Origin of the sequence: Microbacterium testaceum (assembly GCF_003075375.1) — a bacterium.
GTDB lineage: Bacteria > Actinomycetota > Actinomycetes > Actinomycetales > Microbacteriaceae > Microbacterium > Microbacterium testaceum_E.
Genome location: NZ_QDFT01000058.1, coordinates 1 through 13,543 on the forward strand (window position 1 = coordinate 1; position 13,543 = coordinate 13,543).

Genomic DNA, 13,543 nt, shown 5'->3' on the forward strand with positions numbered 1-13,543 from the left:
GTCGCCGGGCTCGGCGCCAAGGCCGACGGCAACGCCGGCGGCTGGGGTCTGACCGTCCCGACGCTTCCCGCCCAGTGGGTGAGCCTGCCCGACCTGTCGCTCGTGGGCCAGGTCGACCTGGCCGGCTCGTTCGGCCGCATCGGCGTGCTCGCCGCGCTGATGCTCGTCTTCACGCTGGTGTTCACCAACTTCTTCGACGCGATGGGCACGATGACGGGACTCTCGCGCGAGGCCGGCCTCGCCGCCCCCGACGGCACCTTCCCCCGCCTGCGATCGGCGCTGGTCATCGAGGGCATCGGCGCCGTCGCCGGTGGTGCCACGTCGTCGTCGTCGAACACCGTCTTCATCGAGTCGGGCTCGGGCATCGGCGAGGGCGCGCGCACGGGTCTCGCGAACGTCGTGACGGGCGGACTGTTCCTGCTGGCGATGTTCTTCACGCCGCTGACGAGCATCGTCCCGAGCGAGATCGCCGCCGCGGCGCTGGTCATCGTGGGTGCGCTGATGATGGCGCAGATCCGCCACGTCGACCTGAGCGACCTGTCGGTGCTCATCCCGGTGTTCCTCACCGTGACGGTCATGCCGCTGACCTACTCGATCGCGAACGGCATCGGCGCGGGCTTCGTCAGCTGGGTGCTGATCCAGGCCCTCTCGGGTCGCGCGCGTCGGGTCAGCCCGCTGCTGTGGATCGTCGCCGCCGGCTTCGTCGTCTTCTTCGCCCGCGGCCCGGTGGAGTCGCTGCTCGGCTGATCGCCGCCGCTCTTCGGGGCCTGGATGCCACGGCATCCGGGCCCCGTTCCGTCGCTGCTGCCGCGGCCCGGGGGCGGACGGCGCCGAACCCGCACCCCCTCGTCGAGGACGCACCGGTCGGTCGCCCCTCCCCCGCGGTCTCGACGATCGCGCACGGTCTCGCGGTACCCCCCCCCCCCCCCCGTTGAGTGTCCAAGAAACGCCGTGAGCCCGCCGCGCGATGCGGCGTTTCCTGGACACTGAACTCCCCGTGGCACCGGGAACGCGAAAGGGCCCGGATGCCATGGCATCCGGGCCCCGAAGGAGAAACGTCAGAGCGCTTCGATGATCTCGCGCATCAGCGACGCGGTCTCGGACGGCGTCTTGCCGACCTTGACGCCGGCGGCCTCGAGGGCCTCCTTCTTCGCCTGTGCGGTACCGGCCGAGCCCGAGACGATGGCGCCGGCGTGGCCCATGGTCTTGCCCTCGGGAGCGGTGAAGCCGGCGACGTAGCCGACGACGGGCTTGGTGACGTTCTCGGCGATGAAGGCGGCGGCGCGCTCTTCGGCGTCTCCGCCGATCTCACCGATCATGACGATGGCCTTGGTCTCGGGGTCGGCCTCGAACGCCTTGAGCGCGTCGATGTGCGTCGTGCCGATGACCGGGTCGCCGCCGATGCCGATGGCGGTCGAGAAGCCGAGGTCGCGCAGCTCGAACATCATCTGGTAGGTCAGGGTGCCCGACTTCGACACGAGGCCGATGGGTCCCTTGCCGGTGATGTTCGCGGGCGTGATGCCGACGAGCGCCTCACCGGGGGTGATGATGCCGGGGCAGTTCGGGCCGATGATGCGGGTCTTCTCGCCCTTGGACTTGGCGTAGGCCCAGGCCTCGGCGGTGTCGCCGACGGGCACGCCCTCGGTGATGACGACCAGCAGGGGGATCTCGGCGTCGATGGCCTCGACCATCGCGTCCTTGGTGAAGGCCGGGGGCACGAACGCGATCGACACGTCGGCGCCGGTCTCGCGGATGGCCTCTTCGACCGACGCGAAGACGGGCAGTTCGACGTCGTTGCCGGCGGCATCCTTGTGCGAGACCGTGGTGCCGGCCTTGCGGGCGTTCACGCCACCGACGACCTGGGTGCCGGCCTTGAGCATGAGGGCGGTGTGCTTGGTGCCCTCACCGCCGGTGATGCCCTGGACGATGACCTTGGAGTCCTTGTTGAGGTAGATCGACATGGTTCTGTTTCCCTATCCCTTACGCGTTGGCCAGTTCGGCGGCCTTGTCGGCGCCCTCGTCCATACCGGCGGCGAGGGTGACGAGCGGGTGGTTGGCGGCGGCGAGGATCTCGCGGCCCTCTTCGACCTGGTTGCCGTCGAGACGGACGACGAGCGGCTTGGTCGCGGTGTCGCCCAGGATCTCGAGGGCCTTGACGATGCCCTCGGCCACGGCGACGCACGAGGTGATGCCGCCGAAGACGTTCACGAACACGCTCTTGACCTGCTCGTCGCCCAGGATGACGTCGAGACCGGCGGCCATGACGGTCGCCGAGGCGCCGCCGCCGATGTCGAGGAAGTTGGCGGGCTTGACGCCGCCGTGCTTCTCGCCGGCGTACGCGACCACGTCGAGGGTCGACATGACCAGACCCGCGCCGTTGCCGATGATGCCGACCTGACCGTCGAGCTTGACGTAGTTGAGGTCGTGCTGCTTGGCCTTGGCCTCGAGCGGGTCAGCGGCGTCCTTGTCTTCGAGCGCCTCGTGGTCGGGCTGGCGGAAGCCGGCGTTCTCGTCGATCGAGACCTTGCCGTCGAGGGCGATGATGTCGCCGTCCTCGCTCTGGATGAGCGGGTTCACCTCGACGAGGGTGGCGTCCTCGCCCTTGTAGACGTTGAAGAGCTTGACGAAGACGTCGGCCACCTTGGGGGCCAGCTCGTCGTCGAACTTCGCGGCCTTGGCGATCTCGAGGGCCTTCTCGGTGGTGATGCCCTCGAGCGGGTCGACCTCGATGCGCGCGAGCGCCTCGGGACGCTCGACGGCGAGCTCCTCGATCTCCATGCCGCCCTCGACGCTCGAGAGCGACAGGTAGGAGCGGTTGGCGCGGTCGAGCAGCACCGAGAAGTAGAACTCCTTGGCGATGCGGGCACCGGCGGCGACCATGACGCGCTTGACGACGTGGCCCTTGATGTCGAGGCCGAGGATGGCCTGGGCCGCCTCGAACGCCTCGTCGGGGGTCTTGGCGACCTTCACGCCGCCGGCCTTGCCGCGGCCTCCGGTCTTGACCTGAGCCTTGACGACGACGACACCGCCGAGCTTCTCGGCGGCCGCCTTCGCCTCCTCAGGGGTGTCGGCGATGATGCCGGCGAGCACCGGCACCTCGTACTTTTCGAACAGATCACGTGCCTGGTACTCGTAGAGATCCACGGACAATCCTTCGCTGGGCGATCGGTGGTGGGAGGAGGCGAACTCTCTCGATATCAAGAGATCTTCGCCAGTGGACAACCCTACCCGACCGGCGTGAAACCGCCCGACCCCCGCCCCTTCGATGGGAGGGAGGGATGCCGCGCGGAACGCGCACCACGACGCGAGACCGTTCCGCGTGTCGGTCAAGCCGCGTGACGTCGCGCGCGAACGGCGAGGCCGACGCCGACGCCGGCGAGAACGACGACCGCGATCGGCAGGAGCACCAGGGGCCCGCGGACGAGATACGGCACCACGAGAAGCACCCCGAGCACGAGGGCGACGATCCGATCCACAGCGCGGCGAGCGCTACCCCCGGACGTCGCCGATGCGCCGTCGCACCCGACGTCCGACGAGAGTCGCGCTGTCACGCCGATACCCGGGGGGTCCCGACGGCGGACGCAGCAACCTCGATCGGATCGTGTTCCGCTACGGCCTGAACGGGGACGATCGGGAGCTCACGGTTCGCCCGGCCTCGGTTCCCACGGGACCCGAAGTCGATCACAACCTCCGCCCGGCGGCACATGCGACCATCGGATGATGAAACGACCGGGGCGCCGACGCTCGCCGTCGCTCGCGGGCACGCCCCCTCACTCCCTCGACCTCGAAGGACCCGCATGACCTCCGCCGTCACTCTCATTCGCGCGTCCGCTCTGTCCGACGCCGCCGAGTACGCCTATGCCGCCACCGCGCCCGCGGGTGCCCGATTCATCTTCCTCGCCGGATCCTGTCCCCTGGACGACGACGGCTCCACCGCCGGGATCGGCGACTATGCGGCGCAGGCGGCGAAGTGCATCGAGACCATGACGGGCGCGCTGCGAGCGGCGGGTGCCGAGATCACTGACGTGATCAGCACGCGCGTGCTCGTGGCATCCACCCGTCAAGCGGATCTCGTCGCGGCGTGGGAGGTCGTCCGCGACGCGTTCGGCGATCACGACGTGCCGAGCACGCTGATGGGCGTGACGGTGCTCGGCTACGACGACCAGCTCGTAGAGATCGAGGCGGTCGCGGCGGTCGTCGGCTGATTGCCGCGCGTTCGCCCACCCCCTCGAACCGCTCCCGCACCATCACCCGCATCAATCACGGGTGCTATCTGCGGCGTCCCTCGCTTCTGACGCCGATCTCACCCCGCGGTGCGACCACCATTCACGGCGTCATCGGCGTTGACGATGCGGGGCAGCCTGGCAACCCACCGAGGCGCTGCCGCCTAACGATTGCCGCTCAGGGTTCCGCATAGGCCCGCGCCGAGATGGGGCGGGAACCGAACCATGCGAAGGCGATGAGCACCAGCGCTCCGCCCGACAACAGACCGTCGGCAATACCCGCCGGAAGCATGAAGACCATCAGGACAAGGGTGACGACACACATCACGAGGGTGATTCCGAGGCCCCAGAGACGGTCGCGAAGGATGCCGATGCCTCCGAGGACCCGGAGGCTTCCGAAGATTCCGCTCATGATCATGAGCAGGTAGAGATTGTTCTGGAGATAGGGCAACGCGAATCGGAAATGTTCGCCGACGTCCTTCTGATCAAGGCCGGTGACTAGAAAAACCGGAAGCGCCAGCGGCGCCCCCATCTCCATCACCACACCCTGAGCGATGACGAGCCACGCCGCGACACGGAAGCGCGCATCGATTCGGCCCACAACGCCGGCCGATGATGCCCCCTCCTTCTCAATCGACCGATGTTCGGGGGCCGACGGGCGCTCTCTCATGAGGCGACGGCGAGAGAAAGGGTTTCGCACGCTCGCATGCTAGGTGCCGATGTCAGCGCGATCGCCCTGAGACCCTTGAAAGTCGCGATTGGCCGCCCCTCACCCGTCGAAAATTCACCCGCGGGTGAGTGAAGAAACCGACCGCGACGCTCTCGAGTGAAGCGCGCGGGCACTCCCAAACGAGTGGACTCGTCACCGTCTTCGTGCCGGAGATGATGACGGTCCCGTAAGCACCGCGCCATGCACGCACAGCGGGCACGATCGGCGACCTCGGCGTGGCAAGCTGCGGAGTCTTTTCGGAACACGCGACCACCGAGCGCCTCACCTGCTCACCATGGCACGCGGTGTTCAACGGCGGAGTGGCCGTATCGGGTGCGTTGAGCACGGCGGGGCGGTTCTGCTCAGCGGCTCCTGAGCCGGCCGCACAGGCCGAACCGGCGTGATCCTCGCCGCGGTGTCAGGGTCTTCGTGGGCGTGACGGTGCTCGGCTACGACGACCAGCTCGTCGAGATCGAGGCGGTCGCGGCGGTCGTCGACCGCTGAGTCTCAGCGGATGCGAAGCCGCAGCTGACGCGCTCCGAGGGCGGCGAACACGACCAGCACCACCGCGAGAAGACCGACGGCGAAGACGGAATCGACCTCGAGACCGCCCACGTCCGCCGAGATTCCGTAGAACGCCTCGACCGCTTTCGAAGCGTCTGCCTGCCCGTCGGTCAGGGCCGCGAGGGCTTCAGCCGTCATCGGTCCGCGAATGAGCATGGCCGCCTGCGCGAAAGGCAGAGAGTTGATGACGTCGCGGACGGCGTCGGGGAAGGTTCCCACCGGGATGTACGCTCCGGCGAGGAATCCGATGATGGTGCCGACGACCGTGGAGAGCGCGGAGAAGGCTGCGGAGCTGCGCAAGAAGGTGACGGCGAAACTCGACAGGGCGGAGAAGGCGGCGCTCGAGAGGACGACGTAACCGAGCGTTTCCGTGATGCGTCCCCACGGCATCATCCCGCCACCCTGGCTGAGCAGATACACCTGCCCCACCACCACGACCAGAGCGCTCATCGTGACCGAGATCACGAAGCTCGACAGCAGATAACCCGCGATGAGCTCGCCGCGGCGGATCGGCGAAATCAGGATGTCGACGAAGCGTCCGCTCGCGCGATCGTCCACGAAGACCGACAGAGATGCCAGAGCCGTCGTGAGAGTGGTGATCATCGTGATTCCCGCGAGGACCCATGCCCCCACGAACCAGTGAATGTCAGCGGCGTCGGCGTTCGGGAACCGCTCGACGAGATTGTCGACCTGCAGATTGCCCAGGAAGAGGGCGTACAAGGCGATCAGAATCAGGACGGACAGCAGAGAGAAGAAGACTCCGGCGCGGTCTCGAACGAACAACAGCAGGTTGCGGCCCGTCAACATGGCGACTGCCCTCATGCGACCCGCTCCCCACTCACAGCGAGAAAAACGTCATCCATGGTCCCGTGGCGGAACTCGAAATCCGTCACGTCTGGCGAGGCGAGAATCGCCCTCGCCTCGTCGATCTCGTCGATGGATATGCGCACCGTGTCGCCGGCAGCTTCCATGACGAGTCCTCGGTGCTGATGTGCGGCGACGAACGAGCTCACGTCAGCGACTCGCATCGTCAGAACACTGCGGCTGAACCGGGAACGGAGTTCCGCCGGAGAACCCTCAGCCGCGACCTCACCTCGCGCGATGATGCACACCCGATCGGCCCGTTCGGTCTCTTCCATGTAATGCGTGGTGAGAAAGACCGTGGTCGAGTGGTCTGCGCGCAGCTGGGCGATGGCGCTCCAGATCTGCTCACGCGACCGCGGATCCAGACCAGCCGTCGGCTCGTCGAGGAAGACGGCACCCGGTCGGTGGATGATCGCCCGCGCGATGTCCGCGCGGCGCTTCTGCCCGCCGGACAACACGCCGTACCGACGATCGAGGAACTCGTCGAGCGCGATCAGTTCCGCCAGCTCCGAGATGCGTCCGGCGGCATCTCGCCGACGAAGGCCGTAGAAGCCGGCACGCAGGGCGAGGTTCTCGCGAACGGTGAGCAGCGGATCGAGAAGGGACTGTTGAAAGACGGCGCCGATGCTCCGTCGCACCTCATCGGCTTGCGTGGACACATCGCGCCCGAGCACGCGGATCGTGCCGGACGTCGGGGCGAGGGTTGTCGTTATGCAACCGATGGTGGTGCTCTTGCCCGCCCCGTTCGCGCCGAGGAAGGCGAAGAGCGAGCCGGTGGGGACGTCGAAGGACAGATCTCTCACGGCCTCTATGGAGCCGTAGGACTTGCGGAGGCGGCTTACCTGAATGGACACGACGTTCCTTCGATTCGCAAGGGGCGAGGTACGCCCCTCAGCGAATCACGTGCACATGCGTCTCCGGCCGGGCTTCACCCGAGAGCGAGGCCATTTCACCCCCCTAGATTCACCCCCGCTCCCGCGCATGGATCGTCGCCTGCTGCCGACTCGCGAGCCCCAGCTTGCCGAGCACCGACGACACGTGATTGCGCACCGTCCCGGCAGACAGATGCAACGCGGAAGCGATCTCGGCCACCGTCTGCCCCCGCGCCCCCGCGCGCAGCACGTCGAGCTCCCGGTCGGTCAGGGGGCTGCGTTCGTCGCTCAGCGCGTCGGCGGCGATCTCGGGGTCGACGTAGCGGCGCCCGGCGGCGACCTCGCGGATCACCGCGGCCACGTCATCCGCGGGTCGGGACTTCGGCAGAAACCCGTCGACGCCCGCACCGAGCGCGCGCCGCAGCACGCCGGGACGAGCGTGGCGCGTGACGATAACGCAGCGCGACGGCACGCGCCGCAAGATGCGCGCGGCGGTGTCGACCCCGTCGAGGCCGGGCATCTCGAGGTCGAGCAGGCACACGTCGGGGCGCAGGCGTTCGGCCTCGGCGAGCGCACTCTCGCCATCGCGGCACTCGGCGACGACCTCGAGGTCGTCCTCGAGCCGTAGCAGGGCGGCGAGGGCCGTGCGGATCATGTCCTCGTCGTCGGCGATGAGCACGCGGATCATGCGGAAGCCCCCTCGGGCACGCGGACGGTCAGTCGAAAGAGGTCGCCGGGGCGGGTGGCATCCATCGTCCCTCCGACCGCCCCGACGCGCTCGGCGATCCCCGCGAGCCCGGCGCCGTCGCCCACCGGCGACGACGCGCCGCGGGCGTCGTTCTCGACGACGAGCACCCACGCCCCCTCGTGGCGGGCGAGAGAGAGGGATGCCGACACCCCGCCGCCGTGCTTGAGCACATTCGTCGTGGACTCGCGGACGACCGGCCCGAGCACGTCCGCGGGGGCGTCGACGGCCGCGGTGTCGACGAGCAGGTCGACGGTCAGGCCGGCGGCGCGCAGCAGGTCGGCGGCGTTGGCGAGCTCGTCGGGAAGGGGCACTCCGCGGAACCGCGCGGCCAGGTCGCGGGTACCGCGTCGGGCTTCGTCGACGCTCGCGCGGGCCGCGCGCACCTGTTCGACGGCGGCATCCGGGTCGCGTCCCATCATCTTCTCGGCGAGTTCGAGCTGCAGGGCGATCACCTGCAGGTGGTGCCCCTGCAGGTCGTGCAGGTCGCCGGCGAGGCGCAGGCGTTCCTGGGCTGCGGCGAGTCGTCCCTCGGCGCGGCGGGCGCGGTCGAGCTCGCGCACGATGTCCCACCACCACAGCGAGGTCGCGGTCAGCACCGGCAACAGGGCGACGAAGAACGGCAGCGAGAACACCGCGATGTACCCCTGCGGGTTCACACGCGTCGCCTCGATGAACCAGACGACGACGATCACCGCGATCGACAGCACCGCCAGGCGCAGGCGCACACCCCCGCGCCATCGGACCAGGCACAGCGTCTGCGCGACGAAGCCCACCCCCAGCAGCGGCGACCCGGCCGAGACCCCCATGACCACCGCCGACACGACGCCGACGGCGACGAGCGGCCACACGGGCCGACGCGCGTCCCGGTCGCCGTCGTCGAGGGGCTCCCGGCGGTAGTGCACGAGCAGAAGGACAGCGGATGCCACCGACCCGGCCACGCCGACCAGGTTGAACACGAGGGCGGCGAGGCTGCCGTCGACGAAGACGGCCAGCGACCAGAGCAGCGCCGCGAAGGCGTGGAGGAACACGATCGACGACGCCGTGTACCACCAGGTCACGCGCACGTCGCGGGCGTAGGCGGCGGTGGAGGAGCTCACCCCGGCCACTGTACGGCCGTGACATTCGTCATGGTCGCCCCGCCGCATCCTCCCGATCGGTCGTGACACCGCGGCACTGCCGCCGTCCGCCCGTCGCCGATGGGATGGAACAACCGCGGAGACGCCGCGGATCCGTCCTCCCAGGAGCAGTCATGTCGAACCCCGTCAGCGATCTCGTCCTCGGCTTCCAGGGTCTCGTGGCCGACGTGCCCGACCTCGTCCAGCCTCTTATCGTCGCCCTGGCCGGCGCGGTGCCGTTCATCGAGGGCGAGGGTGCCGCCGCGATCGGCATCATCGGCGGCATCCCGCCGGTCGTCGCCGCCCTCGCCGGCGCGGTCGGAAACCTGCTGTGCGTCGCGGTCGTCGTCCTGGTGACCTCGCGCGTGCGCACCGCCGTCACCACCCGTCGCGGTGGGGGTGTGCAACCGGTGTCGGCGCGACGCGAGAAGTTCGAGAAGGCGTACCACCGCTACGGCACGCCGGGGGTGAGCCTGCTCGGCCCGCTGCTGCTGCCCACCCAGTTCACCGCCGCCGCCCTCACCTCGACCGGCGTGCCGCCCCTCCGCGTGCTGGCATGGCAGGCCGCCGCGATCGCCCTGTGGACCACGGTGATCACCGTGCTCGCGCTGGGCCTCATCCGCTTCGCCGCCTGACGGCCCTGCAAATCCCGGGCCGCGGTGTCAACGCCCGCGCGCGGATGACGGTATGCGACTTAGCGTCCCGGCATGGCAGTGACCCGACTCTGGCTCGTCCGACATGGTGAGAGCGAAGGGAACGTCGCGGCGTCGAGAGCGGAGCGCGAGGGTTCGCCCGTGATCGCGCTCGACGCGCGCGACGCCGACGTGGAGCTCTCCCCCGTCGGCCGCGAGCAGGCCGCCGCCCTCGGGGCGTGGGTGCGTTCGGTCGAAGAGACGATCGACGAGTACTGGTCGTCGCCGTGCCGGCGCGCGTTGCAAACCCTGTCGATCGCGGTGGGGCCCTCGGCATCCGGAGCCCTGGTCGACGAGCGTCTGCGCGACCGCGAGCTCGGCATCCTCGACCTGCTGACCTGGAAGGGCGTGCAGGAGCTGCACCCCGAAGAGGCCGCCCGACGCCGCCACCTCGGCAAGTTCTTCCACCGGCCGCCGGGCGGGGAATCGTGGGCCGACGTCGTACTGCGGCTGCGGTCGTTCCTGGGCGAGGCGCTCGACCGACCCGGCCCGACCGCGCTCGTCGTCGCGCACGACGCGGTCATCATGCTCGTCCTGTACGTGCTGCTCGACCTCGACGAGGCGAGGCTGATGGCGTTCGCCGCGGGGCACACCGTGCGCAACGCGTCGGTGACCGAACTCGTCCGCGACGACGAGGGGTGGCGGCTGGTGACGTTCTCTTCCGTCGATCACCTGCACGAGCAGGGCGCCGACGTCACCGTCCACGCCGGAGACGACGATGCCTGAGGACGTGACCCTGGCGTTCCTGCGCGAATGGGGCGCTCCCGACGCGGGTGGGTCCAAGAAGTCCCGCGGCCAAGTGGTCGTGGTGGGCGGCTCGCCCCGCTCCCCCGGCGGGGTGCTGCTGTCGGGTGAGGCGGCGCTGCGCGTGGGCGCGGGTCGCGTCGGCATCGCCGCGCCCGCCGCGCTCGCGCCGCACCTGGGTCCGGCGTTCCCCGAGGCCGGGATCTACGCGCTGCCGACCGGGTCGGATCCCCTCGACGACGCCCTGCGCTCGGCCCTCGAGTCGGCGGATGCCGTGCTGCTGGGACCCGGATTCGACGACCCGGATGCCACCCGCGCGGCGTTGCTGGCGGTGACCGGCGCCGAGGTGCGACGGCTCGTGCTCGACGCGTTCGCCCTCGGCATCCTGCCCTCGTTCGACCGCGACCTGCTGCCCGACGACCTGCTCGTCAACGCCAACGAAGAAGAAGCGGCCCTGCTGCTCGAACGCGACCTGGGCGAGGACCGCGCGGCCGACGTCGTCGAGATCGCCCGCCGCTATCGCGCGGTGGTGCACTGCTTCGGCACCGTCGCCCACCCCGATGGGCGCTGCTGGCAGGCCGAGCCCGGCGGGTCGGGCCTGGGTACCGCGGGCAGCGGCGACGTGCTGTCGGGCGCGATCGCGGGTTTCGCGGCGCAGGGAATGGATGCCGAGCGCGCCGCCGTGTGGGGAGGGTGGACCCACGCGCGCGCCGGCGACCGGCTGACCGAGCGCGTCGGGATGGGCTTTCTCGCGCGGGACCTGCTGCCGGAGCTGACCGCGGTGGTGCACGAGAGCTGACGGCAGCGGCGAGGACGGTCCTGCTCGCGAGGCCGCACCTAGGCTGGTCGCCGTGAGCAACGCCGCCGCGGGAGCAGCCGGAGCCGTCCGGCCGGCCGAGGTGCTGCGCGCTCCGGCGTTCGCCCTCTTCTGGAGCGCCACGACCCTCCGCGCTTTCGGGACGGCCATCGCCGGCGTCGCATTCCAGGTCCTGATCGTCACGGTCATCGGCGCGACGCCGATGCAGATCAGCGTCCTGAGCGCCCTGGGGGTCGTGCCGTATCTCTTCCTCGGGCTCATCATCGGCGCCCTCATGGACCGGTGGCGGCGCCAACCCACCCTCGTGCTGACGAGCCTCGGCCGGGCGCTCGTTCTCGCGGCGATCCCGGTGCTGCTCCTCACGGGCACGCTGACGTTCTGGTCGCTGGCGGCGGTGATCCTCGCCCTCGGCGTTCTGTCATTGTTCGCCGACTCGGCCGCGCAGCCCCTCCTTCCCCACCTGGTCCCGCGGCGTTCCCTCGTCATGGCCAACGCCCGACTCGGTCAGAGCGCGACCGTCGCCGCAACAGCCGGCCCCGCGATCGGTGGCCTGCTGCTCACCCTCGTCGGGGTCCCCCTGCTCGTCCTCGCCGAGGCCTTCATGCTCGCGGTGTCGGGCCTGCTGCAATCCCGCATCCGCGTGCGAGAGGCGCGGGCCGAGCCCCGCCCCATCAGCCGCCATCTCGGACACGAGATCGTCGAGGGAGTGCGGTACACCTACCGTCACCGCACGCTGCGCCCGCTCGCTCTCTCGGTGCACACGTGGTTCCTGGCCCACAGCATCGTGACGACGCTCTTCGGCGTCTTCGTGCTGCGGGAGCTCGGCGTACCCGAGTGGGCGTTCGGCTTGATCCTGGCCGCCGGCGGCGTGGGCGGCTTCCTCGGTGCGCTCGTCGCCCCGCGGATCGGCGCGCGCCTCGGCGCCGGCCGTGCGATCCTCCTCGGGCGCACCGTCACCGTCGTGCCCTGGCTGGCGGTGGCAGTCCTTCCGCTGACCGCCGCCACGTCCCTCGCGATCCTCCTCCCCCTGCTCGCCGCCGTTCAGTTCCTTTACGCCCTCTCCCAGGGGATCGAGGATGCCAACGAGATGGGCTACCGCCAGGCCGTCGCTCCCGATTCCCTGCAGGGCCGCATGAACTCGACCATCCGCACGGCCAACCGAGTCGTGTTCTTCTTCGGGGCGCTTCTCGCGGGATCGCTCGCCACCGTCTTCGGTTTCTCGGTCACCATCGGTGCCGCCGCGCTCATCTTCGCCGCGGCGGCGCTCGTCATTCTGTTCTCACCGCTTCGCACCGCGCGGCACGACGACGCCCACGCGATGGCGTGATCGGGGCATGCCGACAGGTCCCGCCGAACGTTCGTACGAAGTGCCCCGCGGCAAAATCTGAAAGGCTGCGCGAATGACCATCGAACCCGGCATCTACGAACACTTCAAGGGCCAGCGCTACGAGGTGTTCGGAACAACGCGGCATTCCGAGACCGAAGAGGTCTTCGTCTCGTACCGCAAGCTCTACGACGACTATTCGTACTGGGTGCGCCCCATCGAGATGTTCACCGGGACGGTCGATCGCGACGGATACTCGGGGCCGCGATTCCGTCGGGTGGCCTGACAGCAGTTAAGCGGCGTGCCTCAGCGACGCCGCATCTCGCGCACGAAGATCCAGATCAGCCAGAGTCCGCCCGTGATCAGAGTGAGGATCACGTCGAAAAGAAAGCTGAACAGCCCGTACTTCTTGTTCTTCGCCATGTCGTGAGCCTAAGAGACGCGCGTGCGCGCCCGCTGGGTCTTGGCGATCGGCTCGTTGTGTGTAAGGCGACGCATTTTGGTCGGTCATGACGAACTGAGCAAACTCCTCAGAGCCCTGTCGTCGCTTGCGCTCCCGGGCGTAGCATCGCCGATACGCCGGAGTCCCTCCGCGGCATCCGGTCCCTCCGTCATACCGAGAACACGGGAGTAGCAATGGACACGATGGCCATGATGAAGTCGATGGACATGGGCGAGATGTCGATGGACATGGATGCCATGCAGGAATGCATGCAGTCGCTCAACGCGTGCGCGATGGCCGCGGCGATGTGCGCCGGCAGCGACATGATGCACGGCCCCGAAATGGCGACGTGTTGCGCCATGTGCTCGAACATGGTCGAGATGGCGCAGGCGACGTTGCACATGATGATGCGTCCGGCCGGAATGAACA

Annotated in this window: 15 protein-coding genes and 1 pseudogene; 8 read left to right on the top strand and 8 right to left on the bottom strand. The window is 69.2% G+C overall.

Features of this window, described 5'->3' with window-relative positions:
- On the top strand, window positions 1-747 hold a 747-nt coding region (locus DC432_RS14665; protein WP_133177955.1), incomplete at its 5' end, for an NCS2 family permease.
- A 311-nt stretch (window positions 748-1,058) separates the two neighbouring features.
- Here DC432_RS14665 and sucD read toward each other — a convergent pair.
- The 3 genes from sucD to DC432_RS16530 all read right to left on the bottom strand — a co-directional run bounded on the left by sucD (window position 1,059) and on the right by DC432_RS16530 (window position 3,476).
- Window positions 1,059-1,961, bottom strand: coding sequence for a succinate--CoA ligase subunit alpha (gene sucD / locus DC432_RS14670; protein WP_108317306.1), 903 nt, complete (start codon window positions 1,959-1,961; stop codon window positions 1,059-1,061).
- A 19-nt stretch (window positions 1,962-1,980) separates the two neighbouring features.
- Window positions 1,981-3,144 carry an ADP-forming succinate--CoA ligase subunit beta gene (gene sucC, locus DC432_RS14675; protein ID WP_116538505.1) on the bottom strand — a complete coding sequence of 388 codons (1,164 nt, stop codon included), beginning with the start codon at window positions 3,142-3,144 and terminating at the stop codon, window positions 1,981-1,983.
- A 182-nt stretch (window positions 3,145-3,326) separates the two neighbouring features.
- Window positions 3,327-3,476 carry a hypothetical protein gene (locus DC432_RS16530; RefSeq protein ID WP_165801293.1) on the bottom strand — a complete coding sequence of 50 codons (150 nt, stop codon included), beginning with the start codon at window positions 3,474-3,476 and terminating at the stop codon, window positions 3,327-3,329.
- Between the two features lie 321 nt (window positions 3,477-3,797).
- Between DC432_RS16530 and DC432_RS14685 the strand changes: the two genes are divergently transcribed.
- The gene (locus DC432_RS14685; RefSeq protein ID WP_116538507.1) at window positions 3,798-4,205 is read left to right on the top strand and encodes a RidA family protein; all 408 of its coding nucleotides are present in this window, start codon (window positions 3,798-3,800) and stop codon (window positions 4,203-4,205) included.
- Between the two features lie 196 nt (window positions 4,206-4,401).
- On the opposite strand, the gene DC432_RS14690 is transcribed toward DC432_RS14685, so the two are convergent.
- The 5 genes from DC432_RS14690 to DC432_RS14715 all read right to left on the bottom strand — a co-directional run bounded on the left by DC432_RS14690 (window position 4,402) and on the right by DC432_RS14715 (window position 9,077).
- On the bottom strand, window positions 4,402-4,923 hold the full coding sequence (locus DC432_RS14690) for a hypothetical protein (protein ID WP_133177956.1): 522 nt from the start codon (window positions 4,921-4,923) through the stop codon (window positions 4,402-4,404).
- A gap of 516 nt (window positions 4,924-5,439) precedes the next feature.
- Window positions 5,440-6,318, bottom strand: a complete 879-nt coding sequence (locus DC432_RS14700) for an ABC transporter permease (protein WP_108317302.1) — start codon at window positions 6,316-6,318, stop codon at window positions 5,440-5,442.
- The gene (locus tag DC432_RS14705) at window positions 6,315-7,214 is read right to left on the bottom strand and encodes an ABC transporter ATP-binding protein (protein WP_116538509.1); all 900 of its coding nucleotides are present in this window, start codon (window positions 7,212-7,214) and stop codon (window positions 6,315-6,317) included. The genes DC432_RS14700 and DC432_RS14705 overlap by 4 nt, the downstream gene beginning before the upstream one ends.
- A 109-nt stretch (window positions 7,215-7,323) precedes the next feature.
- Entirely contained in the window at window positions 7,324-7,920 is a 597-nt protein-coding gene (locus DC432_RS14710) for a response regulator transcription factor (protein WP_116538510.1), read from the bottom strand.
- Window positions 7,917-9,077, bottom strand: a complete 1,161-nt coding sequence (locus tag DC432_RS14715; RefSeq protein ID WP_243393153.1) for a sensor histidine kinase — start codon at window positions 9,075-9,077, stop codon at window positions 7,917-7,919. The genes DC432_RS14710 and DC432_RS14715 overlap by 4 nt, the downstream gene beginning before the upstream one ends.
- Before the next feature lie 152 nt (window positions 9,078-9,229).
- Between DC432_RS14715 and DC432_RS14720 the strand changes: the two genes are divergently transcribed.
- From DC432_RS14720 to DC432_RS14745, 6 genes and pseudogenes are all read left to right on the top strand, one after another.
- Complete coding sequence (locus DC432_RS14720; protein ID WP_116538512.1) at window positions 9,230-9,730, top strand: small multidrug efflux protein; 501 nt, start codon at window positions 9,230-9,232, stop codon at window positions 9,728-9,730.
- Window positions 9,731-9,802: 72 nt separating this feature from the next.
- A complete protein-coding gene (locus tag DC432_RS14725) occupies window positions 9,803-10,513 on the top strand; it encodes a histidine phosphatase family protein (RefSeq protein WP_116538513.1) in 711 nt (236 codons plus the stop codon).
- Window positions 10,506-11,330 (top strand): ADP-dependent NAD(P)H-hydrate dehydratase, encoded by an 825-nt coding sequence (locus DC432_RS14730; protein WP_116538514.1) that lies wholly within the window; start codon window positions 10,506-10,508, stop codon window positions 11,328-11,330. The genes DC432_RS14725 and DC432_RS14730 overlap by 8 nt, the downstream gene beginning before the upstream one ends.
- Before the next feature lie 52 nt (window positions 11,331-11,382).
- Complete coding sequence (locus tag DC432_RS14735; protein ID WP_116538515.1) at window positions 11,383-12,675, top strand: MFS transporter; 1,293 nt, start codon at window positions 11,383-11,385, stop codon at window positions 12,673-12,675.
- A 73-nt stretch (window positions 12,676-12,748) separates the two neighbouring features.
- Window positions 12,749-12,958 (top strand): DUF1653 domain-containing protein, encoded by a 210-nt coding sequence (locus tag DC432_RS14740; RefSeq protein WP_116538516.1) that lies wholly within the window; start codon window positions 12,749-12,751, stop codon window positions 12,956-12,958.
- Between the two features lie 359 nt (window positions 12,959-13,317).
- Window positions 13,318-13,543: pseudogene (locus DC432_RS14745) on the top strand (aldehyde dehydrogenase); the annotation flags it as partial.